We start from the raw sequence: 24,766 nt of genomic DNA on the forward strand, positions 1-24,766 counted from the left end.
CTCAGTTTAGTGAGCCGATGACGGCGACCATCCAGAAATCGGCGTTCTGGACGCGACGCCGGCCGACATGACGGCCCCCGGCGTGCGCTTGAGGTCCGCCTCGACGGCCTCAGCCATCAGCTCGGCGAGGCAGCCGTACGCTACGTCGCTGAGGTGGAACTTATCCTTCCACAGTAGCTCTTCTACCGGGTGCTGGCCGCTCGAGATGAGGTGCTGCATGATCGCGTAGCGGCGGAAGACCGGCACGCCTTGCTCATGCGCGACATTCCGCATGACCGCGACATAGTCCTCGTACCGGGCTACCCCCGCCGAGCGCGGATAGAATTGCGGGTCGACCAGCACGACGTCGATGTTGGCGGCCTTGAGCGCACTGACCCCACTCAGCAACGTCTTCCGGAATGTCTCCACGTCGACGCCCGAGATGGCGTCGTTGACCCCGGTCTGCCACAGCACCAGCGCCGGCCGCGTGGGAATCACATCGCGAACGAGGCGCGTCAGCATGGCATCCGCCAGCTCACCGCCCTTGCCGAGATTGGCGACCTGAAAATCCTTGCCCGGGAAGCGCCGGTCCATCTCCCGGTCGAAGCGCGCCGGATAGGCGGCCTGCTTGCTGGATGCCCCTGTCCCTTCAGTCGAGGACGAGCCGAGCGCTACGACGCGGATCTCATGGCTGCGCTCGACGACGCGCGCAAGCCCCCGCAGAGGTGCATCGAACGTGTTGAGAACGCCCGGCGCGTCGCAGGCGACAAGCTCGCTGGCATTTGCAGTCGGGACAAAATGAAAAACGGCGGTCAAGCCGATGGCCGCCAGAGCCATGCGTCCGCACGAACCAAACCTCGGGGGAGTCGAGTCCGACCCCACCGCACTTCTGGAGTGCCACATGGCCCGTCCTTACGCCAGCCGTTCACAGCGGCGTGATATTACGCGAAGCCTTTGGTCATTGTCGAGGTTTACCGGAGCGGCCAGTTACCACAGTGTTGCCGTCGGGAAACCCCTGCGCGAAACCGAACGTTACTCACGCGAGCGTGAAGGGGGCGGTTTGGCCCGGTCTCCGGAAATCAGCTATAGGTCCGGCAAGAGATGAACGCGCAACCTTGCTGTTGCCGCAAAGCACAACTAAGCGGGCAGATGGGGCTACGCTGATGCGGGCGTAGCGTCCGGCGGATCGGCCGGCTCAGAGAACACCGATCGTGAGCAGACGATGACAAATGAACGGGGTAAGAAGTCTGCCTCCCACAAGGGGGTGGGGGAGCGAACCAATCTGACGCGCCGGCAGGCACTTGCTGGGGGTCTCGGCCTCGCGGCTGGCCTCGTTGGTGCTCAAGCCCAGGCCCAGGAATGGTGGCAGCAGCTTCCGGGCTTTGCGTCGTTCACCGACCCGGGGCGTGATCGCCGCCCGCGCCAGCAAACCCCGTCCGACGTGCTGGACGATCTGCGCCAAGGCGCCGTGCCGCTCAGGTCGCAGGAGATGCTCGGCGCCATGGGCGACGCCATCGAGCGCGTCGAGCGTGTCGTCGCCGAAGGTGGCTGGCCGAACATTCCGGGCAACCGCATGATCCGCCCGGGCGACGAGGACGAGCGCATCCCGATGGTCCGCCGCGTCCTCGTGCTGTGGGGCGATATGCGGCCGCAGCGCGGCTTCAGCTCATTCTCGCTCGATGGGGAGATGGAAGCCGGCATCCGGCGCTTCCAGAGCCGCCACGGGCTTCGCGTCAGCGGTCGCGTCGACCGCCCGACCCTCCAGGCCCTGAACGTGCCGCCGGCAGCGCGCCTCGCGCAGTTGCGCATGAACTACAATCGCGTTCGCGACCTGCTCTCGCTCAAGATCGACGAGCGCTATGTCCTGGTCAACGTGCCGGGCTTCCAGGCCGAAGCCGTATGGCGGCACACCGTGGAGCGGCGCCACCGCGTGATCGCCGGCAAGCCGGATCGCCAGACGCCGGTCGTCACGGCCAACATCCGCGCGCTCAACTTCTTCCCCTTCTGGCGCGTGCCGGAGAGCATCGCCAACCTCGATGTGATCCCGCGTCTCGCCAAGGAGCCGGACTACCTCCAGAAGGAGCACATCCGCGTCCTCACGGGCAGCTTCGTCGGCCCGGAAATCGATGTGAGCAACGTCGATTGGCGCTCGGTGGACGCCAAGAACCTGCGCTTCCGCCAGGATCCGGGGCCGCACAACGCGCTTGGCCTCGTGCGCATCGACATGCCGAACGAGCATGGCGTCTACATGCACGACACGCCGATGAAGCCGCTCTTCGAGCAGCGCTCGCGCGCCTTCAGTGCCGGCTGCGTGCGCGTGCAGGATGTGTTCGATCTCGCCGCCTGGATCGGGCGTGACGAGCTCGGCATGAGCCGCGAGCGCATTGAGGACATTCTCCAGGGCGGCCAGGCGGTCGACATCAACCTGTCGCGCCCCTTGCCGGTCGCCTTCGTCTACGTCACGGCGTGGGTCGAGGAGGATGGCCGCATCGTCTACCGTCCCGACATCTACGGCAAGGATCAGGTCCGCGAGCTTGCGAGCGACCGCGAGCGTGAGCACGATCCCGACGCGCCGCCGATGCCGCGCGAGACACTGGCGCCTTAGTTTACTTGCCGCGGGCTGCTGGGAAGAGGTGCTATCGCCTCTTTCCGTCGTGCTATGCCCGCGGCGGGCTTTGTTTACTTGCCGCCGGCTGCTGGGAAGGGGTGCTATCGCCTACCGGCGTCGTGCCAGGCCGGCGGTGGCAATTTCCACACCGGCGAGTGATGCGGCGGGCTGCTGGGAAGAGGTGCTGTCGCCTCTTTCCGCTCTGCCATGCCCGCGGCGGGCTTTGTTTACTTGCCGCCGGCTGCTGGGAAGGGGTGCTATCGCCTACCGGCGTCGTGCTAGGCCGGCGGTGGCAATAGCGACAGCTTGGAGTTTGACGCGGCGGGACTGACAGCTCTTCCCCTTCTCCCCGTTCTTACGGGGAGAGAAGGTCGGGATGAGGGGCGGCACAATCGCTGACGTTGGCGCACGCCCTCCCCGCACGCGGAGAGAGGGGAAAGTAGTGCCGAATAGTGCCCGCTACTCCTTCTTCCGCGTATTCGCCGTGCCGGGCAGCGTGCCCATGTACTTCGCCAGAATCGTCAGCATGATCTCGTCGGCGCCGCCGCCGATCGAGGAAAGGCGCGTGTCGCGATAGGCGCGGCTGACGACCGTCTCGTTCATGAAGCCCATGCCGCCCCAGTACTGCAGGCATGAGTCGCTCACCTCGCGGCTCAAGCGCCCCGCCTTGAGCTTGGCCATGGACGCAAGCTTGGTCACATCCTGGCCCGCGAGATAAAGCTCGCAACAGCGATAGACGTGGCTTCGTAGCAGCTCGATCTCCGTCTGCAGCTCGGCAAGGCGGAAGTGCACGACCTGATTGTCGAGGATCGGCCGACCGAAGGCGATGCGCCCCCGCGTGTAGTCGATCGTCGCATTGATGATGCGCTCATTCCCCTTGAGCGCGCGCGCCGCCGCCCACAGGCGCTCCTCCTGGAACTGCAGCATCTGGTAGGTGAAGCCCTTCCCTTCCTCGCCGATGCGGTTCTTCTGCGGCACGCGCACGTCGTCGAAGAAGATCTGTGCGGTATCCGAGGCGTGCATCCCCATCTTGTCGAGCTTGCGTGCGACCTGGACGCCCTTCGTCTTCATGGGCACGCAGATGAGCGTCTTGTTGAGATGCACCGGCCCGTCGGACGTGTTGGCGAGCAAACAGATCCAGTCGGCCTGCGTGCCGTTCGTCGTCCACATCTTGCCGCCGTTGATGACGTAGTCATCGCCATCCTTGCGCGCGGTCGTCTTGATCGAGGCCACATCCGAGCCGGCGCCGACCTCCGACACGCCGAGACAGGCCACGTAATCCCCCGCGATCGAGGGCGCGAGGAACTCCCGACGCAATTCGTCCGAGCCGAAGCGGGCGAGCGCCGGCGTCGCCATGTCGGTCTGCACGCCGATCGCCATGGGAATGCCACCGCAGTTGATGGCGCCGAGCTCCTCCGCCATCACGATCGCGTAGGAGTAGTCGAGCCCCTGGCCGCCGAATTCGACCGGCTTGTTGAGCCCGAGAAAACCGAGATCGCCCATCTTCTTGAACAGCGCGTGGGCCGGGAAGGTCTGCTCCCTCTCCCATTGGTCCACATGCGGATTGATCTCGGCGGCGATGAACTTCTGCAGGCTGCGCCGCAGCTCCTCGTGCTCGTGCGTGAACTGCATGGGCGTCTTCTCATGGCGCGAACGCCCGCGCCTTGCGGCACGGGCGCGCGTCGATCTCAGAACTTAGACGGTCAGAACGAGAGGCCGTCCTTCACCGTCTTCCAGCGGCCGTTCTCGATCACGCTGATCTGCGTGATCGTCGAGGCGAGGTGGTTCGTGTTCGAGAACTTCGTCGGCGGAGAGGCGAAGATGTCCTGGAACACATCGCCCGACTCGAGCGCCGTCAGCAGCTTCTGCCCAGTGAGATCCTTGCCGGCGAGGTTCGCATAGTGAGCGAACGTCATGATCGTATTGTAGCCGATGACGGCCTGCGTGTTCGGCTCGGCGTTGTACATCTTGAAGTACGCCTCGGCCCACTCCTTGACCTTGCCCTTGGCCGTGTCGCGATAGGGCACCTCGAAGCCGCAACCCGAGTAGAGACCTTCGACCACGCCCTTGCCGAGCGCCGGCACCTCGAGCACGCACACCGGGGTCGCGCCGAGCCATACGGGCTCGAAGCCGATCTTCTTGGCTTCCGCGACCACGCCGATGGTCTCGCGGATGATGGTGCCGAGCACGACCATGTCGCAACCGTCAGCCTTCAGCTTCGCCGCCTGGGCCGAGAAGTCGGAGGCGCCGCGCTTGTAGGTCGTGATGGAGGCGGGCTTCATCTTCATGGCCTCGACCTGCTGCGTGAAGCCGTCGAGGACGTTCTTGCCGTACTCGTCATCCTGCGACATGACGCACGGCTTCTGGATCTTCTTCTCGGGGATCATGTACTTCACGATCGCCCGCGTGCTCTCGACATAGGGCAGCAGGTTGTTGAACTTCAGTCGCTCCTGCGGCTTCGAGGCGTCGAACTTGTAGGTGAACTCGGCCGCCGTCAGCGGGAAGAGCTGCGGAATGCCGGCCTCGAAGAGAATGTCTTGCGCGGCGAGCACGGTCGGCGAGCCCATGGGCCCGATCATCGCGAAGATCTTGTCGCGCTCGACCATCTTCTGCGTCGCGAGCACGGCCTTGCGCGGCTCATAGGCGCTGTCCTCGGCGATGAGCTTCAGCAGCCGACCGTGAATACCGCCCTTCGCGTTCACCTCCTCGACGGCGAGCTTCATGCCGTTGAGAACAGGCACGCCCCAGACCTTGATCGGGCCGGAGAGATCCTGGTGCGTGCCAATCACGATCTCCTTGGCGCTGATGCCCTGGTTCGTCACCTTGGTCTGCGCCAGCGCCGGCCCTGCCACAACCGCGAGCGCGGCGCCGAGCAGACTCATTTTCAGCATGTGAAGGCTCATTCGTTTCCTCCTCCAAACACCACGCATCGCCCTGTTGTTCTGGGTCCGAAAGCCGGGCGATCCTGGCCTTCGGCAATTGATCGGAGAAACCGCGCTCAAGCCGCAGCTCTCTCCTTGTACATCGCCTCGATCTCGGGCGCATATTTCCTGTTCACGAACGCGCGCTTGAGCTTCATCGTCGGCGTCAGCTCCTCGTCCTCGGGCGTGAGCTGCTGCTCGATGAGATGGAAGCGGCGGATGGTCTCGACGCGCGCGAACTTGGCGTTCACCTTCTCGATCTCGGCCGCGATCAGGTCGCGCACCTCCTGCGCGCGACAGAGGCTCGCGTAGTTCGTGAAGGGGACATTGTGGTCCTGCGCGAACTTCTCGACGTTCTCCTGATCGATCATCACGAGGCAGGTCAGATAAGGCCGCTTGTCGCCGATCACGACGGCATCGGAGATGTAGGGCGAGAACTTGAGCTGGTTCTCGATCTCCGAGGGCGTGACGTTCTTGCCGCCCGCCGTGATGATGATGTCCTTCATGCGGTCCGTGATCTTCACGAAGCCATCCTCGTCGATGAAGCCGACATCGCCCGTATGCAGCCAGCCTTCCTTGTCGATCGTCTCAGCCGTCTTCTCGGGGTGGTTGAGATAGCCGGACATGAGGAAGTCGCCGCGCAGCAGGATCTCGCCTTCCGGCGAGACTTTGGCCTCGGCCCAGGGCACGGACTTGCCGACCGTGCCGAGCTTGATGTGATCGGGCGGCATGACGGTCGCAACGCCGCAGTTCTCGGTCTGGCCATAGACCTCGTACATGTCGAGGCCGAGTGCCAGATACCAGCGGATGAGATCCGGCGAGATCGGCGCAGCGCCCGTAAACATCACGCGGCAGTTGTCGACGCCCATCATGCGCCGCACATTGCGCAGCACGGCCCAGTAGCCGACCGCATTGAGCGCCTTCAGCAGAGCCGAGGGTTTCTTGCCCACAAGGCGCGCGTCCGCAATGCGATAGCCGACGCCGATGGCCTTCTCATAGGCCCATTTCTCGAGCCCCGTCGCATCCTTGAGCGCGATCATGGTGCCCGAATAGAATTTCTCCCACACGCGCGGCACGGCGAGGAAGGTCGCCGGCTGCACCTCGCGGATGTTGTCCGGCACGGTCTCCGGGCTCTCGGCGAAGTTCATCACCGGTCCCATGCCGATCGACATGTAGTAACCGCCGACCCGCTCGGCGACGTGGCAGAGCGGCAGGAAGAGCAGCTTGGGCTCACCCGGCTTGGAACCGAAGATATCCGACGCATGGCGCATCTGTGCGAGCACCGAGCGGTGCGGATGCATGGCGCCTTTCGGCGGGCCGGTCGTGCCGGAGGTGTAGACGAGGATGGCGAGATCCTCGGGTCCGCGCGAGGCGAGCATCTCGTCGATGAGGCCCGGGCGACCGACCATGTGGGCGCGGCCTTCCTCGATGAAGTCGTCGAACGAGATCACCATGGGGTCGCTGAAGCGCGTCAGGCCTTCCATATCGAAGACGACGATCTTCACGAGCGTCGGGCAGCGGCCGCGCACCTCCAGTGCCTTGTCGAGTTGCTCGTCATCCTCGACGAAGAGCACGCGCGTCCTGCTGTCGTTCACCAGATACTCGACCTGGCGCGGCGAATCCGTCGGATAGATGCCCGACGAAACACCGCCCGCGAGCAGCACGCCCATATCGGCGTAGACCCACTCGGGCTTGGTGTTGCAGAGGATCGACGCGACGTCGCCGGGCTTGAAATCCATGGCGTCGAGCGCGTAGGCGACGGCCTTGGAGCGCTCGAGCCATTCGGCCCACGTCACCGTCTTCCACACGCCCATATGCTTCTCGCGGATGGCGGGCTCGTTATGCCAGCGCTCGACGGCGCGCATGAAGCTCTTGGGGATCGTGTCGGAAATGATCGCATCGATGTCGCTGGCCATCTGCTGCGCCTCCAGACTTCAACGCCACGTTTTCTTGCGCTTCCACCGCCGCTCGCCGCGCTCGCCGTGGTCGCGCGCGCCAAGATAGAACTCCTGAATGTCCTTGCTCTCGCGCAGACGCTCGCAGGTATCGGCCATGACGATGCGCCCGACCTCCAGCACGTAGCCGTGATGCGCCGTCTCGAGCGCCATGCGCGCATTCTGCTCCACGAGCAGCATGGAGACGCCCTCCTCGGCATTCACGCGCCGGATGATGCCGAAAATCTCCTTCACCAGGATCGGCGACAGGCCGAGCGAGGGCTCGTCGAGGAGCAGGAGCCGCGGCCTGTTCATCAGCGCGCGCGAGATCGCGAGCATCTGCTGCTCGCCGCCCGAGAGATGACCCGCGGGTTGGTCGAGACGCTCCTTCAGGCGCGGGAAATAGCCGTAAATGCGCTCCAGATCCTCCGCGATGCCGGCGCGATCGCTGCGGATGTACGCGCCCATCATGAGGTTCTCGCGCACCGTCAGGAAGGGGAACACCTCTCGCCCCTCGGGCACATGGCCGAGCCCGAGGCGGACAATGCGGTCAGGATCGAGGCGCTGGATCTGCTTGCCCTCGAACTCGACAGTGCCCTTGAGCGGATCGAGCACGCCCGAGATGGTCTTCAGGATGGTCGTCTTGCCTGCGCCGTTCGCGCCCAGCACCGTGACGATCGAGCCGCGCGGCACTTCAAGGCTCACGCCGCGGATGGCCATGATCGGCCCGTAATAGCTCTCGATGTTCGAGACCTTCAGGATCGGCTCCGCGGAAGGCGCGGCGGCAACCGGCGCGTCCGCCACCGACTTCATCTCGCTCTCGGCGGTCATCGTCATTCGCTCAGGCTCCGAGATAGGCCGCAACGACGTCGGGATGACGCTGCACTTCGGCAGGCGTGCCCTGGGCGATCACGCGGCCATAGTTCAGCGCGAGGACGCGGTCCGACACGCGATTGACGAGGCTCATGTCGTGCTCGACCATCAGCACGGTGATGCCGAGCTCGCTCTTGATGTCGCGGATCCAGTACGACATGTCGTCGGTCTCCTCGACATTGAGGCCCGATGACGGCTCGTCGAGAAGAATGAGCTTCGGCTCCGAGCAGAGCGCCCGCGCGAGCTCGACGACCTTGCGCACGCCGTACGGCAGGCCGGCGATGATCTTCTCGCGATAAGCCTGCAGGTCGAGAAGCTCGATGACCTCCTCGACCTTGGCACGATGCGCCTTCTCGGCGCGCCGCACGTTGGGCATGAAGAGGATCTCCTGCCAGAGCTTCGTGCGTGAATGGCAATGGCGCCCGACCAGCAGGTTGCTGAGGACGCTGGCATTGTCGAAAAGCTCGATGTTCTGGAACGTCCGCGCGATGCCCATGCTGGCAATCTGGTGCGGCGGCACTTCCGTGATGTCCCTGTCCTCGAAGAAGAGATGCCCCGTTGTCGGCTCGTAGAGCCGCGAGATCATGTTGAAGATCGAGGTCTTGCCGGCGCCGTTGGGACCGATGATCGTGAAGATCTCGCCCTGGGGGATCTCGAAGCTCACGGCATCGACGGCCTTGAGGCCACCGAAGTGAAGCGAGAGATTGTCGACCCTGAGGTAGCTCACCGGTTGCGCTCCGACTTCACATAGGTCTTCTGCCGCCTGAAGGTCGCTTTCTTGTAGAGAGGGAAGAGCTGGAAATAGAGCTTGATCTTGAGCCAGCGACCGTAGAGGCCCATGGGCTCGAACAGCACGAACATGATGATGATCAGGCCGTAGATCGCGCCTTTGAGGCCCGGCGCCGAGAAGATCGCATAGAGCCGATCCTGGACCGCTCGAGCGCCCTCCTCGCCGACGCCGAAGCCGCGCGAGAGGCTTGCGACCATGCCAGGCAGGTCGTCCTTGAGCATGGTGATCAGCGGATCGACCATGACGATGAAGATCGCGCCGAGGATCGCGCCGTGCAGCCCGAAGGCGCCGCCGATGATGATCACCATGATGAATTCGATCGACAGCAGGAGCGTGAACATCTCCGGGCTGATGAACGACATCTTGTGTGCATAGAGCGTGCCCGCGAGGCCGGTGATCGCCGCGCTGATCGCGAATGACCGCACCTTGTACTTCGCAAGATCGATGCCCATGCTCTTGGCCGCGGTCTCGCTGTCGCGGATGGCGATGAAGGCGCGGCCCGTCGGTGAACGCATGAGGTTCAGCGTCCCGATGATGACCAGCACCAGAATGCCGAGGCAGAGGAAGTAGAAGGAATTGCTGTCACGCGAGACCGTCTGGCCGAAGAACTCGACGGCGCGCACGCGCATGCCTTCATTGCCGTGGGTCACGCTCTCCCAGCGTGCGAGCACTTCCTCGACGATGAAAGCGAACGAGATGGTCGCGATCAGCAGGTAAATGCCGTGCAGCCGCAATGCCGGGATGCCGACGATGGCGCCGACCACGCCGGTCAGGATGCCGGCAACCGGGAAGTAGACCTCGAAGGGATAGCCGCGCGCCTGGAGGAAGGCCGCGGTGTAAGCGCCGATGGCGAGGAATGCAGCGTGCCCGATCGAGCCTTGCCCCGTGAAGCCGACGAGGATCATCAGCGCGACGCCGACGATTGCGTAGATGAAGACGAAGACGAGCTGGCTCTGCAGATAGCTGCCGATGAGGTACGGCGCCACGGCCAGCACGGCGAACAGAAGCCCATAGGACCACCAAGCTCCGCCGTGCTGGAAGAGCTTGATGTCCTGCTCGTAGTCGGTCTTGAAGATGAACCGCATGGCGCGCGCCGCTCCTCAGACTTTTTTACGCCCGAGCGCGCCGAAGAGCCCCTCGGGCCTCAGCAGCAGCACCAGCAGGAGGATGATGTAGGGCGCCACGTCCTTCCAGCCCTGCGGCAGGTAGAAGCCCGCGAGGGTCTCGACGACGCCGATGATGAGACCGCCAACGAGCGCGCCCGGAATGGAGCCGAAACCGCCGAGCACGGCAGCGGGGAATGCCTTGAGGCCGAGGGCGAGGCCGACGTTCGAATGCACGAACGTGATCGGAGCGAGCAGCACGCCGGCGACGCCCGCCACCATCGCGCTGATCGCCCACACGAGCGAGACGACGCGCTTGACGGGAATGCCCATGTAGTAGGCCGCGAGCATGTTCTCCGAGGTCGCACGCATGGCCGTGCCGAGGCGCGTACGGTTGAAGAACAGGTAGAGCACCGCGATCAGGATCACCGTGACGACGATCACCGAAAGCTTGTCATAGGCGAGCACGAGGTCGCCGATCCTGAGCACGCCCTCGGAAAAGGGCGCCTCAATCTTGAGGTCGTCCGTGCCCCAGATCATGCCGGCGAGCGAGCGCAGCAGGAACCCGAGGCCGATCGTCACCATGATGATGGAGAAGAGCGGGTAGCCGAGGATCGGGCGGACGACGAACCGCTCGATCGTCATGCCGACGAGCCCCATGGTCAGCACGGCGAATAGAAAGCCGAGCCAATAGTTCAGTCCGAGGATGGTGATATACGTGTAGGCGACGAATCCGCCGAGCATCATCAAATCGCCCTGGGCGAAGTTGATGACCTCGGTCGCCTTGTAGATCAGGACGAATCCGAGCGCTATCAGCCCGTAGATACAGCCTAACGCAAGACCGCTCACGAGCTGCTGAAGAAAATCCAGCATGCCGGCGCTACCTCCCACACATCCGGCGCAGCGGCTCTAGGACGGCCGCCTTTCCCCGCAGGATGTCAGCGCACCGATCATTGCGGGAGCTTTCAATTTCTGTCAACGCAGTCGGTGGATGCCGGGCGCCGTTGCGTCCGCGGCCGTGGCGCGCTAGAGCAGTCCCGGGCAATTGGCGGGGTCGCCACAGACCCCCGTAGGGCAACCGGGATTTGACGATGATCGATCACGCCACGCAGCGCCTCAATATGGTCGAATCCCAGGTTCGTCCGAGCGACGTCACCGACCGCCGGATCACCCGCGCCATGCGCGAGATCCCGCGCGAGAACTTCGTGCCGGGCCCCCTGAAGTCGATCGCCTATGCCGACGAGCACCTGAAGGTCGCCGACACCGGCTCGACGCAGCGCTACATCCTTGCGCCCCGCCTGCTCGCGAAGCTCGTTCAGCTCCTGGAAATCGAGCCGGATGGGCTCGTTCTGGACATCGGCCCGGCCACTGGATACTCGACGGCGCTGCTCGCACGCCTCGCCCAGACCGTGGTTTCGCTCGAGGAGGATGCGCGCCTCGCCGAGCGGGCCCAGGAAGCGCTCTCGGCACTCGGCGTCGACAATGCGGTGATCATCGCGGGTGTCATGCGCAATGGCGCCTCCGATGAGGGCCCCTACGACGGGATCCTCATCAATGGCGCGGTCGCCGAGGTCCCTGCCGCGCTGCTCGATCAGCTCAAGGACGGGGGCCGGTGCGTGGCCGTCAGCGTCGAGAACGGCGTTGGCCGCGCGACCGTCTGGCGCCGTCACGGCATGTCCTATGACCGGCGCCCGGCGTTCGATGCGAACGCGCCCTATCTGCCCGGCTTCGAGCCGGCAGCAGGCTTTGTGTTCTGAGCAAAGTCCCGGCCGAGGCATTACGCCCGATCGGGCGCCGCCCGGCTTTCCTCAGGGCTGGTTTGTCGACGACGCCGGAGCCGTAACCGGCGTGAAGCGCTGTTGCGTCTCGTCCGCGCGCCCGAGCCTGATGCTCGGCGATCCCCAAGGCCCACTGAGCAGGACGACATCGCGCGCTGCCGGACGCAACGACGGGTCGGTCGACCCGAGCGCGAGACTGAAATCCAGTGCCTGCTTGGCGAGATCGATAGTGCCATTGCCGGAGAACATGTTCGTTCCCGACTTGGCCTGCAGGATCGTTGCGCGTACCACGCCTTGGCTCGCATCGAGCCGCAGCGCGAGCTCATCGAGCCCGGTCGTTGACGTTCCCGCGGCCTGCCAGCCCTTGAGCTCGCCGCGCTTCACCGATTGCGCGAGCCCCCTGAGATCGAGACCCAGGCGGCTGCCGCCGCGCATCTCGATCTGGGCCTTGCCACCAAGGCTCGTCAGCAGCTCCTCGGTGGTGTCGCCGACGGTGGTGAGGCTCAGGTTGATATCGGCGCGCCCCTGAAGCGGATTGCGGCCGAGCGCGCGCTGCAGAAGCCGCCCCGCCTCGACACCTTCGAACTTGCCACTGAGGGCGTAGCGCGGATCCGGCCCGGCGCGCTCTACAGCAAGCTGGCCTTTGAAGACCCCCTCCTCGATGGCGACTTCCGCCACATCTGCGAGCAGCTTGCCGTTCTTCAGCGTGATCGCGACGGCGGCCTGGCCGGTCTCGATACCGGGAATGACCAGGGTCTCGCAGGAAATGCGCAGGTCCGCATCGACATTGTCCAGAAGCGAGGCGATCGCCGGCGGCCGCGTCGCCGCGAAGATCGGCGCCAGCAGCGTGCGCTCGACCATGGCCGAGACGACGTAAGGTTTGAGATTGAGCTGCTTGAAGGCGAGCGTGCCTTCCACGGCCGTACGCTCGCCGATGCGCGTCACGCTGATCGCCCCGAGCCCCTCGTTGCCGTCGAGCGTCAGGGTGGCGTTCGAGAACGCCATCGCACCGCCAGTCCAATCGAACGCGCCACGCAGGCGCATGGCCTCGAGATTGCCGGCGCGCGGCGCCCCGATGCCGATCCAGAGCGCAATCTCCCTCAGGCGCGGAATGCTGAGATCGATCGTGCCGTTGAGCCGCAGACCCTTCTCCTCCCCGAGCACGCCGTCGAAGCGCGTCTCGAAGAGGCCGCTGGAGATGACCGCCTGCACCGGCCAGCGGTACTCGGCACCGTTGGCCGCTGCTCGCGCCATCGTCGCCGAGAGGCTGAGGCGCTGGCCGAGATAGGCGAACTGACCGGAAACGCTTGCAGATGAGCGCCGCTGGGGCGTGATCTGGATATCGACGTCGGTCAGGACCTCAGGATCCTCGGTGCCCGAATACAGCTTCACCGTGCCGCCCCGGATGACCAGGCTTTGGACGTCGAGCGCCGCAATACGGGTCACGACCGGCTCCAGGGCCGCGATCAGCGACGTCTCCCTGGCAGTACCTGCGGCTGCGACATCAATACTGAAGGTGGGCCGGTCGAGGATCAGCCGGCGCGACCGCGCGACAGTCTCCGGGCCATCGTCATCTGCCCCGGCATCGGCGCCGTGAATGGCAGCACTCTCGAGGACGAGGCGCGGCCTCGCCATGAGCTGGACCGGCTCGGAGAGCACGTAACCGATGCGGGGTGCGGCCTGAAGGCGGAACTGGGCGAGCATATCGCCCGTCTCGTATAACCACGTGATGCTGCCATAGCCGAGCGACGCAGCGAACGCGATGCCGCCCAATACAATGGCCAGCCTACCAATCCCCCAAACTCGGCCACTCGATTTCATAACCGTGGACAGCTTCCCATCGCCCGCACGCCAATTGCGGCACGGGCGTCCACCACGCCCGGAGCCCTGAGTAACACCGCTCCGCACCAGCCAGCCCTCATCCCCGCTATCGCGAGGGCGCGTCCGGCGCGTGGCCCCGCCGTTCGTCTTAGCGGCGCCCTCGGATTGCGGCAAGCTCGGACAAGATTGTGGCAGGGGAGCGTCAGCCAACCACTTGTCGAGCAACAACCTTCAGGCTAGGCGTCAATTAGACTAAGGCGAAGGAGCCAGACCATGTCGCAACCGCTGTGGCAGCCGAGCGAGAGCGCGGCCCGGAGCACGAACCTCGTACGCTTTATGGCCGATGCCGAACGGTCTTGCGGCCGCAAGCTCACGAGCTACGAGGACCTCCACGCATTCTCGGTAGAAGACCCCGGCGCCTTCTGGCGGCTTCTCTGGGATCACTGCGGTGTCAAAGGCGACCCTGGTCCCGCGCCTTATCTCATTGATGGGGATAAAATGCCGGGCGCCCGGTTTTTCCCCAAGGGCAAGCTGAACTTCGCCGAGAACCTGCTCGCCGGCGCGTCTCTGACCTCTGGCGACGCGTTCGTCTTCCGCGGCGAGGACAAGGTGAGCCGCCGCATGAGCTGGGCGGAGCTCGGCCAGCAAACAGCCCAGTTTCAAGGGCACCTGCGCCGCTCCGGCATCAAGGCGGGTGACCGCGTCGCGGCCATGCTGCCGAATGTACCCGAGGCCATCATCGGTATGCTGGCGGCGAGCTCGCTCGGCGCGATCTGGTCGTCGTGCTCGCCGGACTTCGGCGTGCAGGGTGTCCTCGACCGCTTTGGCCAGATCGAGCCGAAGGTCCTGATCACCTGCGATGGCTACTGGTACGCCAGCAAGCAGATCGATGTCGCCGACAAGGTCGTCGAGATCGCCAGGAAGCTGCCGAGCGTCGAGCAGATCATCGTCGTCTCCTATCTCGGCAAGGCCGATGCGGTCGTGCAGAGCCTCAATGCTGCCGGTCGGCCGGCCGCGACGTGGGATGCAGCCGTCCTCGGCGCGCCCGTCGAGGCCATGACCTTCGAGCGCTTCTCCTTCGATCATCCGCTCTACATTCTCTTCTCGTCGGGCACGACGGGCGTGCCGAAGTGCATTGTGCATTCGGCCGGCGGCACGCTCCTCAAACACCTGAGCGAGCAGCAGCTCATGTGCGACTTCCGCCCCGGCGATCGCGTGATGTATTTCACGACGCTCGGCTGGATGATGTGGAACTGGCTGGCCTCCGGCCTCGCGAGCGGCGTGACGCTGCTGCTCTATGACGGCTCGCCGTTCCACCCGGCGGCCTCCGTGCTCTGGGACTACGCGCGGGACGAGCGCTGCACGCATTTCGGCACTTCGGCAAAGTACATCGATGCACTGAAGAAGGCCGGCGCACGGCCCATGGACACGCACGATATCTCGTCGCTGCGCGTCATCCTCTCGACGGGCTCGGTGCTGGTGCCGGAGAGTTTCGACTACGTCTACGAGGCCATCAAGAAGGACGTGCATCTCGCCTCCATGTCAGGCGGCACGGACATTGTCGGCTGCTTTGTCGGTGGCGTGCCCGGCAAACCGGTGTGGCGCGGCGAGATCCAGGGACCGCAGATCGGCATGGGCGTTGCCGTGGTCGACGAGCTCGGCGGCATACTCGCGCACGGCAAGGGCGAGCTCGTGTGCACAGTGCCGTTCCCGTCGATGCCCGTCGGCTTCTGGAATGATGCCGAGGGCAAGAAGTATCGCTCGGCCTATTTCGAGCGCTTCCCGGGCCTCTGGCATCATGGCGACTTCGCCGAATGGACGGCGCACGGCGGCATGATCATTCATGGCCGCTCGGACGCGACGCTCAATCCGGGTGGCGTGCGCATCGGCACAGCGGAGATCTACCGGCAGGTGGAGCAGCTTCCCGAGATCAAGGAAGCGATCGTCATCGGTCAGGACTGGGACAATGACGTGCGCGTTGTCCTCTTCGTGATCACGCAGGACGGCGTCGCGCTCGACGATGCGCTGCGCGACAAGATCAAGAAGCAGATCCGCGTCGGGGCCTCGCCGCGCCACGTGCCGGCGCGCGTTGTCCAGGTTGCTGACATCCCGCGCACGAAGTCCGGCAAGATCACCGAGCTTGCCGTGCGCGAGATCGTCCACGGGCGCGAGGTGAAGAACAAGGAAGCGCTCGCCAATCCCGAGGCGCTGGACCTCTACCGCGGCATTCGCGAGCTGGCGGAGTGAGCGCTGCGAGCCCAACATGTCCCTTCTCCTCGTCCTTACGGGGAGAAGGTTAGGATGAGGGGCGGCGCCAATTACCAACGTTTGTGTATGCCGCCGCCCCTCACCCCGACCCTCTCCCCATTGAAGACAATGGGGAGAGGGAGAAGAGAAACGCCTCACCCGCCGCGCATATCCTTCACGGGCAACAGCAGCACCGCTCCGGCGATGGTCGTGAGAGCCGCGATGGCGCCGTAAGCCGAAAGGTAGCTGCCGGTCGCGGTGATCGCGACGCTGCCCAGTGAGGGCATCACGAGCACGCCGAAGAACATGGCCGCCGAGCCGAGGCCCGTCGCTTCCGTCCGCCGCGCGCCGCCGAGGCGCGCATACTCCGCATAGGCGAGGCCGGTGAAGCCGCTGGCCGTCGCACCGGCGACGGCTGCCACGGTCATGATCGCCCAAACCGGCCAGCCAGGCGCGAAATTGGCCGCGAACAGCGCTGCTGCGGCCATGACGAACCCCTGAATGGCGAGCATGAGGCGGGCGTCGACGAAGCGATCCGCCACCCAGCCGAGAATGGGGCGGCTGATGACGCCAGCGAGCTGAAAAGTCGCGAGCGCCCAGCCTGCCGTGACGAGGCCGAGCCCCGTGCGGCTCGTGACGTGCACGGTCATGAAGGCGACGAAGGCGAGCTGCGCGCCCGAATAGACGAAGCTCGCGAATGTCAGGCGCTGCATGGCGGTGTTGCCGCGCAAGAGAGCGAACGAGCGCCCGAGCACGCCCTGTCCTGAGACGCTCGTCCGCGAGGCGGCGCTATCCCAATCGCGGCGCGGGATTTCGAGGAGGAGGATGAGCGCGATGATCGGAATGGCCTGGAGCAACAGCCCGCTCTTCCAGCCGACGGCGAGGGCCAGTGGCGGCATCAGTGTCGCGGCCAGAACACCGCCGAGCGGCACGCCGATCTGGCGCGTTGAAAGCACCATGTTGAGGATGGCGGGCGGTGTGCGCGGCACGAGCAGATGCGTGCTGACTGGCGCCGTCAGACCGTAGGCAATGCCCAGTGCGAAAGCACCGAGCGCCACGCTCAGCGCCGTGCCCTGCGCGCAGATGACGACAAGACCGAGCGCACAGACCAGCACGAACTGTGCGGCGCGGACGGCGCCATAGCGCGCGATGAAGCCGGCCGCCAGTAGCGACGACACGATGCCGACGCCATAGACGACCGACACGAACATGCCGATGAGTGCGCCGTCGACGCCGATGTCGCGCGCCACCATCGGCGCTAGCGCGGGTATCGAGTAGGCCGCCATGGTGGCGACCGTCTGCATCGCCATGGTGGCAATGAGCGGCCAGAGCGGAAAGGCCGTCGGCGCGGCATCTGGCAACGGCGAGCGATCGACCATCAGCGGTGAAATTCCCGCGCGGCGCGCGCCGATATCGGCGCGCATTCCCCTCCCCCAGCGCCGAAGGCGCGCCTTCGGCGCGAGTGTGGGGAAGGGTTAGGGGTGGGGGGAATCCCTACCGCCAACGTTCTGCAATCCCCCCCTCCTAACCTCCCCCACAAGGGGGGAGGGACTGGTGCACAGGTTGGAGCGATGCGGAGCGGCATATGATGGCCGAGCCTACTCATGCCGCGGCGTAGCAGCCATCGACGTTGTAGGCAGCGCCACTCACGTACTTCGCCCGATCCGAGCAGAGCCACACGACCATCTCCGCGATGTCCTCCGGCGTGCCGAGGCGGCCGAAAGGAATGCGCGACATGATCTGCTCGCCCTTGCGCTCCATGGGTTCACGCGTCATCTCGGTGACGATGTAGCCAGGGCAGACCGCATTCACGCGGATGTCCTTCTTCGCATACTCGAGGGCCGCCGTCTTGGTGAGGCCAATGACGCCGTGCTTCGCGGCGACATAGGCCGACGATGTCTCGAGGCCGACGAGCCCCGCAATCGAGGCCGTGTTGACGATCGCGCCGCCCTTGCCGTCCGCCAGCATGGCTTTGATCTCGTCGCGCATGCAGAGCCACACGCTCTTCAAGTTGATCTCGATCATGCGGTCGAAGGCCTCCTCGGACCAGTCGGCTGTCAGCTTGCCCTGGGCGCCGACCGCATTGCCGGCGATGCCGGCATTGTTGAAGGCGCAGTCGATCCGGCCGAACGTCTTCACGACCGTGTCAACCCACGCCTTGACCATCTCCGGCTTCGTGACATCACCGCTGACCGACACGGCCTGACCGCCGCCGGCATTGATCATCGCGACGGTTTCCTGCGCACCGTCGGCCAGAAGATCCGACACGACGACGCGCGCGCCTTCACGCGCAAAGGCGAGCGCCGCGGCGCGACCGATGCCTCGCGCGCCGCCGGTGATCAGTGCCGCCTTGCCTTCGAGCAGTCCAGCCATGGCTTCCTCCGCGATTTATTTGTTCAGCGACGATCAGCCCAGCCTACGCCGGAACTCCTCGTAGCCGAAAGTCTTGATCACGCGGTAGGTGCCATCCTCCTCCAGCATGGCGAGGTCCGGGAGCGGCGTGCCGTTGAAAGTCGTGTTCTTCACGAACGAGTACTGCATCATGTCCGAGAAGATCAGCCGGTCGCCGGGTTGCAGCGGCTTGTCGAACGAGTAGTCGCCGATCACGTCGCCGGTCATGCAGGTCTTGCCGCCGAGAATGTAGCCGTGCGGCTTCTCGCCGGGCGCACCCGCACCGATGATGGCGGGCCGATAGGGCACCTCCAGCACGTCCGGCATGTGCGTCGAGGCGGACGTGTCGAGGATCGCGATGTCCTGCTCGTTCTTGTGAATGTCGAGCACGGTCGCCACCAGCCAGCCCGTATCGACGACGAGGCCCGCGCCCGGCTCAAGGATGACCTCGACGCCGAACTCGGCGCGAAAGGCCCTGAGCGCCGCGATCAGGCGATCGACGTTGTAGTGCGGCTTGTTGATGAAGTGGCCGCCGCCGAAGTTCACCGCCTTCACCTTGCGCACATAGTCGCCGAGCGTGCGCCCGACGTGCTCGATGAGCCCGACCGAGCCATCGTCGAGCGACTCGCACAGCGCGTGCGTGTGCAGGATGTCGATCGAGCCCCAAGGCAGCTTATCGATCTCCGCGATCGTCGTGCCGAAGCGCGAGCCGGGCGCGCACGGGTCATAGAGCGCGCCGCCGAGCGTCGTGTTCGAGTAGCCGGGATTGATGCGGATGCCGACCTTGCGGCCGGCCGCCTGCACGGCGCCGAGATGGCGCGCAATCTGGCCGGGCGAGTTGAAATAGATGTGGTCGGCAATGCCGACGAGGCGCTCGACCTCGCCGGGCCCATAGGCCGGCGCGTAGACGTGCACCTCCTTGCCGAACTCCTCGCGGCCGAGGCGTGCCTCCTGCTCGCCGCTCGCGGTCGTGCCGTCGAGCGTGTCGCGCATGAGCGGGAAAGCCGCCGGCATGGCCCAGGCCTTGGTCGCGAGCAGGATCTTTACGCCCGCCTCGTGCCGGATGCGGGCTGCCGTCGCGAGGTTGCGCTTGAGCAACGCCACGTCGAGAACGTAGGCGGGCGTGCGGATATCGGCAGGGAGGCGGGGCGCCATGGCAGTATCCTTGGGCGTGGGAACGGCTCGGTTGCCAGAGCCTATAGAGCATCCGCGGACGGCGTGCGACAGTGGGGTGCAGCCGGCCGGAACGGCATGATGTGGGGTTCGCAGGCGTTCACTGCAAGTCCGCGCAGAATCAGGCTATCCAGCATCGCGGATGGGGGCACGGGGAGCCGATGGCCAAGGCAGCAAAGACGAGCTTCGTCTGTCAGGCGTGCGGCGCGACGTCCTCTCGCTGGGCGGGCAAGTGCACGGCCTGCGGCGAGTGGAATACGATCGTCGAGGAGGCGGGCGTCGCGGCGCTCGCGGCAGCGCCCGGCAGCGGTCTCACGCGCTCGGCCAAGGGCAAGCCTACGCCGCTGGAGACGCTTGCCGGCAGCACAGCAGAAGCGCCACGCATTCCAACAGGCCTGCCCGAACTCGACCGCGTGACGGGCGGCGGCATCGTGCCCGGCTCGGCGCTGCTCATCGGCGGCGAGCCCGGCATCGGTAAATCGACGCTTCTGCTTCAGCTCTCGGCGCAGTTCGCCAATGCTGGCCGCCGTGCCATCTACTTCTCGGGCGAGGAAGCCGCGGCGCAGGTGCGGCTCAGAGCCGAGCGGCTCGGCCTTGCGGCGGCGCCCGTCGCACTCGGCGCCGAGACGAACCTCGCGAACATCCTCGCGACACTCGAGCAGGGCGGGCGTCCTGATCTCGTGATCATCGACTCCATTCAGACGCTCTGGGCCGATGGTCTCGATGCGGCGCCCGGCACGGTCTCGCAGGTGCGCGCGGCATCACAGTCGCTCATCCGCTTTGCCAAGCAGTCCGGCGCGGCCATGCTGCTCGTCGGCCACGTCACCAAGGACGGGCAGATCGCGGGCCCCAAGGTCATCGAGCACATGGTCGATACCGTGCTCTATTTCGAGGGCGACCGCGGCCATCCCTACCGCATTCTGCGCTCGGTCAAGAATCGCTTCGGCCCGGCGGACGAGATCGGTGTCTTCGAAATGGTGGAGAGCGGGCTGCGCGAGGTCGCGAACCCGTCGGAGCTATTCCTCGGCGATCGCGACAACAGCGCGCCAGGCACAGCAGTCTTCGCCGGCATCGAAGGCAGTCGTCCGCTGCTCGTGGAATTCCAGGCGCTCGTGGCACCGTCCTCGCTCGGCACACCGCGCCGCGCGACCGTCGGATGGGACTCGAACCGCCTGTCCATGCTGCTCGCCGTGCTGGACGCGCGCTGCGGCGTGAGCTTCTCGCAGGCCGATGTCTATCTGAATGTCGCCGGCGGCCTGCGCATTGCCGAACCTGCTGCCGATCTTGCAGCCACGGCGGCGCTCGTGTCGTCGCTGCTCGCAACGCCGCTCGCGCCCGATGACGTGTTCTTCGGCGAGATCAGCCTATCAGGCGCCGTGAGACCGGCAGGGCACATGAATACGCGATTGCGCGAAGCGCACAAGCTCGGCTTCAAGCGGGCAGTCATCCCTGCAGCCGGCGACATCGACAAGGGCAACGACAAGCCGAAGACCCAGCGCCTGACCCATCTGCGCGAGCTCATCGATATCGTCGGTGGGAGCAAAAGAAGCGCGGCTACTTCCTCATCTCGCGCGCGCGGAGAGGACTAGGATGAAATGCGGCAACTCCCCGTGGTGGTGAGCCCCTCTGGCCGCGCGTCCCCCCGGCCCTCTCCTCGTCACGAAACGGGCGATGTCGGAAGAAGTTCCGCCCTGGCGCCAAAATCTCACCCCTCCGCCGTCTTCTCCAAGTGCGCGTGAATGTGCGGATAGACGTCGCTCGCTGCGTCCTTGCCGAAAATGCAATCGATGTGGCCGTAGCCCTCGATCACGTGACGCGTGTAGAGGTCCGCTCCGTTGCGCGCCGCGAGCCTTGCAACCGTGCGCTCCGTGCTCTCGGGCAGGAAGCAGCGGTTGAGCGCGCCGTGAATGAACGTGATCGGGATCGCGAGGCGCTCGAGGTTCGGCACGTAGATATCGCTGCCGTCGGCGCCGAGGATGGTCTGGTGGCGCGCGATCAGCGCGAGTTGCTTGAAGGCACTGATGTTGGCTTCGCCGAACATCTCCGGCAGCGCGACCTCGAAGGTCAGATTGTTGAGCTGCGCGGTCTCATAGAGCTGGCCGTAGAGCGCGGTAATGCGGTTCGACGTGGCGCTGCGTGTGCGCTCCTCGCGGCGGAAGGGTACGAACACGCGGATCATGCCATCGGCGATGCGCCCAGCGACGCCATCCTCGGTCGTCGCGCGCGCGTTGACGTGATCGAGACCCATGACACTGAACAGTGAGGGCGCTCGAAGCTGCGCCAGCATCCGCTGCGGGAAATACGGCACGACCACATCCGTCGCGATCTGCGAGATGACCGCCGAGCGCACGCCCTTGAGCCAGCCGCCGAGCATGGCCATGACGAAGGTCGTGGCGCCGAAACAGTGCGCCATGACTTGCACGCTTTTCGCACCCGTTGCCTTGAGGATCAGGTCCACGGCGGGCTGGTAGTCCTCGCGGGCCGCATCATCGGCCGTCCAGAGATCGCGCGCATAAGGGAGGTCGATCGAGGCGCGGTAGTCGAGCAGCCAGCAGTCGTAGCCGGCGCTGACGAGATACTCGACGAGGTTCGTGTCGATCGTGTCGATCGTATAAATGAGTGACGAGACGCCGAGCCCGTGCGTGAAGAGCACTGGCCCTTTCTTCCCGCCGGCATAGCGGATGAGCCGCAGGCGCTTGCCATCACCCGTCGTGAAATAGTGAACCTCAGGCTCGCCGACACGCAGGTCGCGCTTCTTGCGGGCACGCTCGGCATCGAAGCGCTTGAGCGGCGAGAACACACCGCCATAGATGTCGAAGAGCTGGCTCGCGAAGAGCGCGCCGAATTTTGCGACCGCCGTCGCCCTGTCGCGCGGACCGCTGCCGCCAAGGCCCTGGATGGTCCGCACCTGCTTGGTGAAATCCTTGAGCGCGATCTTCAGCACGCCGAGCCGCTTGCGGCTGCCGCGACCGCTCCCGTCGGCATCGGTCAGAGTGACGAAGAGCGTCGTCGTATCGCGAATGAGATCGCCCGGCAGGCGGTCGTTGTGCACGACCTTGTGGCCGGCGAACTGGAAGCGACGGCCGTTGCGCGCCGTGAGCAGCATGTTGTATTCGAAGCGCCGGGTTTCGACGTTGTTCTCGTCGCGGCGCATGAGACTGAAGCGGCCGTCCGAGATGTCGAGCGGCTCCGGCGAGAGATGCGGCGCCTCGACAGTACCCGTGAGGGTTCCGGCGTGTGCGGCATCTCTGAGGAAGACGTCGATATCGTCGATACGCACCGTGACCGTGAAGGCGAAGTGCTGGTTGATGGTCTCGCCTGTCTTGGCCGCAGTCTCGTAGTTGCCGTCCGTGCTGTCGGCAATGAAGCCGGCCATGCGCTCGGTGAAGGTCACCCCCGCCGACCGATGTGCCTCGGGCGCCGGCATGAGCGAGATGACCGACGCATTCGGGATCGGTGCATCCGTGAGCGCACGGCCGAGATCGCGCGCGAGATGGATCATCGCGCGTTCGGCGAGTGCGGTGATGGTCAGCAGCGGGTTCACGCCGAGCGGGCGCGGAATGATCGAGCCATCGCAGACGTAGAGGCCCTTGTGCACCGCCTGCGGATCGGACGACGCCGCATCGAACACGCGCGCGGTATCGTCCACGACGCCCCGCTTGGAGTCGAAGCCGATGCCGCAACCGCCGAGCGGATGAACAGTGATGAGGTTCTTGCCGAGGAAGGTGTTCTGGATGGGATTGCGGACGTACGTGGCGCCATTGGCCCCCGCCGCCTTGATAAGATTTTCCTCGATCTCCTTGAACACGCGCTGACCCGCGACGCCCGGCCAATCCACCTGGATGTCATCGCCGCGCATGGCGATCCGGCCCTTGCCATCGTCGTGCGCCATGACGAGGTAGGTCTCGGTATTGTGCATGGCGCCGCGCCAGGCACCGAGGAGGATGCTGTCGAGACGGCGCGCCTGCTCCTGCACGGTGTCGATGAGGCCCGTGTCCGTATCCTTGCCGAAGAGCCGCGAGGCCACAGAGAAGGTCGCAGGCAGGATCTCGGCGAGACCCGAGGGCAGCACGCCTTCCTCGATGATCATGCCGTCTTCGAGACGGCGCGCCGCCCGCAGATCGATGGCGCCCGTGATGCACGGTCCCGGCGGCGCGGCGCCCGAGCGCGGCGGATGGCCGATGCCGACAGCGTTCGCCGGCAGATCGCCGTTGTAGGCAAAGGCAAGCACATCGCCGTTGCCTGTGAAGCCCTCGCCGAGCCGATCGGAAAGCGCGAGCCCTTCCTGGCGCGAACGCAGCAGGATCTCGGTCGAGCCGAGCGCGCCGGCGCCGAGCACGACAATGCCCGCATAGACCGAGCGATCAGGCTGGCCGAACCTGTCGCGGCGATTGCGCGTCGGCATGAAGAAGACGCGCCAGCCCTCGCCTTCCTTACGCACATGACTGACGGTCGCCTCGGTGAAGATCTCCGCGCCATGGCGCACGGCATCGGGCAGATAAGTCATCTGCACGGTATTCTTGGCGCCGACATTGCAGCCCGAGCAGCAGTCGCCGCAGAGCGTGCACGCGGGCTGCTCGACCCCCGCCGCATTCGGTCCTGCAGTGAAATTGACGTTGATCGGCACCGTCGACATCTCCGTGCCGAGGGCGGCGGCCGCCGTCTGCAGGCGCGCGCGCTTGTCGAGGCGCACGGTGTTCGGATAGGGCACGGGCCGCAGCATGCGCGTCGCGCGCTGGAAGCCTTCCTCAAGCGTGCCTTCGGAGAGGATCGAGGCCGGCCAGCAGGGGTCCTCCCAAACGCGCGGATCCGGCGGCAGCGAGACATTGGCATTGATGAGCGACGTGCCGCCGAGCCCGCAGCCCGTGAGCACGTGCATGTCGCGCCCGAGGTGCAGATCATAAAGGCCCGTACGGCGGCCGATGTGCCCATCGCCGAGCGTGTACTGCAGCTCGGCGGTCGCTTCCTCCATGGTGTCCGGGAACGTGCCGCGCTCGAACTCGCGGCCGCGCTCGAGCACTGCGACCTTGAGGCCGATCCGCGCGAGGCGCGAGGCGGCGACGCCAGCGCCGTAGCCTGAGCCGACGACAACAGCCTCGTACTCCGGCTTCAGCTCATCGAGGCTGGAAGACAGGCGCATTGGCAATC

Annotated in this window: 17 protein-coding genes; 4 read left to right on the forward strand and 13 right to left on the reverse strand. The window is 65.5% G+C overall.

Annotated features, from left to right (window positions below):
- Positions 1–6 precede the first annotated feature (6 nt).
- Positions 7–816 (reverse strand): SGNH/GDSL hydrolase family protein, encoded by an 810-nt coding sequence (locus tag CS1BSM3_RS00555; protein ID WP_072385026.1) that lies wholly within the window; start codon positions 814–816, stop codon positions 7–9.
- Between the two features lie 385 nt (positions 817–1,201).
- On the opposite strand from CS1BSM3_RS00555, the gene CS1BSM3_RS00560 reads away from it, so the two are divergent.
- Positions 1,202–2,584 (forward strand): L,D-transpeptidase family protein, encoded by a 1,383-nt coding sequence (locus CS1BSM3_RS00560; RefSeq protein WP_083528112.1) that lies wholly within the window; start codon positions 1,202–1,204, stop codon positions 2,582–2,584.
- 462 nt (positions 2,585–3,046) lie between these two features.
- Here CS1BSM3_RS00560 and CS1BSM3_RS00565 read toward each other — a convergent pair whose 3' ends face one another.
- The 7 genes from CS1BSM3_RS00565 to CS1BSM3_RS00595 all read right to left on the reverse strand — a co-directional run bounded on the left by CS1BSM3_RS00565 (position 3,047) and on the right by CS1BSM3_RS00595 (position 11,081).
- Positions 3,047–4,219, reverse strand: coding sequence for an acyl-CoA dehydrogenase family protein (locus CS1BSM3_RS00565; RefSeq protein ID WP_072385028.1), 1,173 nt, complete (start codon positions 4,217–4,219; stop codon positions 3,047–3,049).
- A 71-nt stretch (positions 4,220–4,290) separates the two neighbouring features.
- Entirely contained in the window at positions 4,291–5,490 is a 1,200-nt protein-coding gene (locus CS1BSM3_RS00570; protein WP_072385029.1) for an ABC transporter substrate-binding protein, read from the reverse strand.
- Between the two features lie 95 nt (positions 5,491–5,585).
- Complete coding sequence (locus CS1BSM3_RS00575; RefSeq protein WP_072385030.1) at positions 5,586–7,424, reverse strand: AMP-dependent synthetase/ligase; 1,839 nt, start codon at positions 7,422–7,424, stop codon at positions 5,586–5,588.
- Positions 7,425–7,442: 18 nt separating this feature from the next.
- Positions 7,443–8,255, reverse strand: coding sequence for an ABC transporter ATP-binding protein (locus CS1BSM3_RS00580; RefSeq protein ID WP_072385231.1), 813 nt, complete (start codon positions 8,253–8,255; stop codon positions 7,443–7,445).
- Positions 8,256–8,283: 28 nt separating this feature from the next.
- Positions 8,284–9,042, reverse strand: a complete 759-nt coding sequence (locus CS1BSM3_RS00585) for an ABC transporter ATP-binding protein (RefSeq protein ID WP_072385031.1) — start codon at positions 9,040–9,042, stop codon at positions 8,284–8,286.
- Positions 9,039–10,190 carry a branched-chain amino acid ABC transporter permease gene (locus CS1BSM3_RS00590; protein WP_072385032.1) on the reverse strand — a complete coding sequence of 384 codons (1,152 nt, stop codon included), beginning with the start codon at positions 10,188–10,190 and terminating at the stop codon, positions 9,039–9,041. Before CS1BSM3_RS00590 ends, CS1BSM3_RS00585 begins: the two co-directional genes overlap by 4 nt.
- Before the next feature lie 15 nt (positions 10,191–10,205).
- Entirely contained in the window at positions 10,206–11,081 is an 876-nt protein-coding gene (locus tag CS1BSM3_RS00595) for a branched-chain amino acid ABC transporter permease (RefSeq protein WP_072385033.1), read from the reverse strand.
- A 218-nt stretch (positions 11,082–11,299) separates the two neighbouring features.
- Here CS1BSM3_RS00595 and CS1BSM3_RS00600 point away from each other — a divergent pair, with 218 nt between their 5' ends.
- The gene (locus tag CS1BSM3_RS00600) at positions 11,300–11,965 is read left to right on the forward strand and encodes a protein-L-isoaspartate O-methyltransferase family protein (RefSeq protein ID WP_072385034.1); all 666 of its coding nucleotides are present in this window, start codon (positions 11,300–11,302) and stop codon (positions 11,963–11,965) included.
- 51 nt (positions 11,966–12,016) lie between these two features.
- Here CS1BSM3_RS00600 and CS1BSM3_RS00605 read toward each other — a convergent pair whose 3' ends face one another.
- Positions 12,017–13,759, reverse strand: a complete 1,743-nt coding sequence (locus tag CS1BSM3_RS00605) for an AsmA family protein (RefSeq protein WP_072385035.1) — start codon at positions 13,757–13,759, stop codon at positions 12,017–12,019.
- Between the two features lie 321 nt (positions 13,760–14,080).
- Here CS1BSM3_RS00605 and CS1BSM3_RS00610 point away from each other — a divergent pair, with 321 nt between their 5' ends.
- The gene (locus CS1BSM3_RS00610; protein ID WP_072385036.1) at positions 14,081–16,054 is read left to right on the forward strand and encodes an acetoacetate--CoA ligase; all 1,974 of its coding nucleotides are present in this window, start codon (positions 14,081–14,083) and stop codon (positions 16,052–16,054) included.
- Positions 16,055–16,209: 155 nt separating this feature from the next.
- On the opposite strand, the gene CS1BSM3_RS00615 is transcribed toward CS1BSM3_RS00610, so the two are convergent.
- The 3 genes from CS1BSM3_RS00615 to nspC form a co-directional block, all read right to left on the reverse strand.
- Positions 16,210–17,478, reverse strand: a complete 1,269-nt coding sequence (locus CS1BSM3_RS00615; protein ID WP_072385037.1) for an MFS transporter — start codon at positions 17,476–17,478, stop codon at positions 16,210–16,212.
- Between the two features lie 178 nt (positions 17,479–17,656).
- A complete protein-coding gene (locus CS1BSM3_RS00620) occupies positions 17,657–18,427 on the reverse strand; it encodes a glucose 1-dehydrogenase (RefSeq protein WP_072385038.1) in 771 nt (256 codons plus the stop codon).
- A 33-nt stretch (positions 18,428–18,460) separates the two neighbouring features.
- Entirely contained in the window at positions 18,461–19,600 is a 1,140-nt protein-coding gene (gene nspC, locus CS1BSM3_RS00625) for a carboxynorspermidine decarboxylase (RefSeq protein ID WP_072385039.1), read from the reverse strand.
- Between the two features lie 179 nt (positions 19,601–19,779).
- Here nspC and radA point away from each other — a divergent pair, with 179 nt between their 5' ends.
- Positions 19,780–21,207, forward strand: coding sequence for a DNA repair protein RadA (gene radA, locus CS1BSM3_RS00630; protein WP_072385040.1), 1,428 nt, complete (start codon positions 19,780–19,782; stop codon positions 21,205–21,207).
- A gap of 116 nt (positions 21,208–21,323) precedes the next feature.
- On the opposite strand, the gene CS1BSM3_RS00635 is transcribed toward radA, so the two are convergent.
- Positions 21,324–24,758, reverse strand: a complete 3,435-nt coding sequence (locus CS1BSM3_RS00635; RefSeq protein ID WP_072385041.1) for a GMC family oxidoreductase N-terminal domain-containing protein — start codon at positions 24,756–24,758, stop codon at positions 21,324–21,326.
- Between the last annotated feature and the right edge of the window lie 8 nt (positions 24,759–24,766).

The sequence above is a fragment of the Hyphomicrobium sp. CS1BSMeth3 genome (assembly GCF_900117415.1).
Lineage (GTDB): Bacteria > Pseudomonadota > Alphaproteobacteria > Rhizobiales > Hyphomicrobiaceae.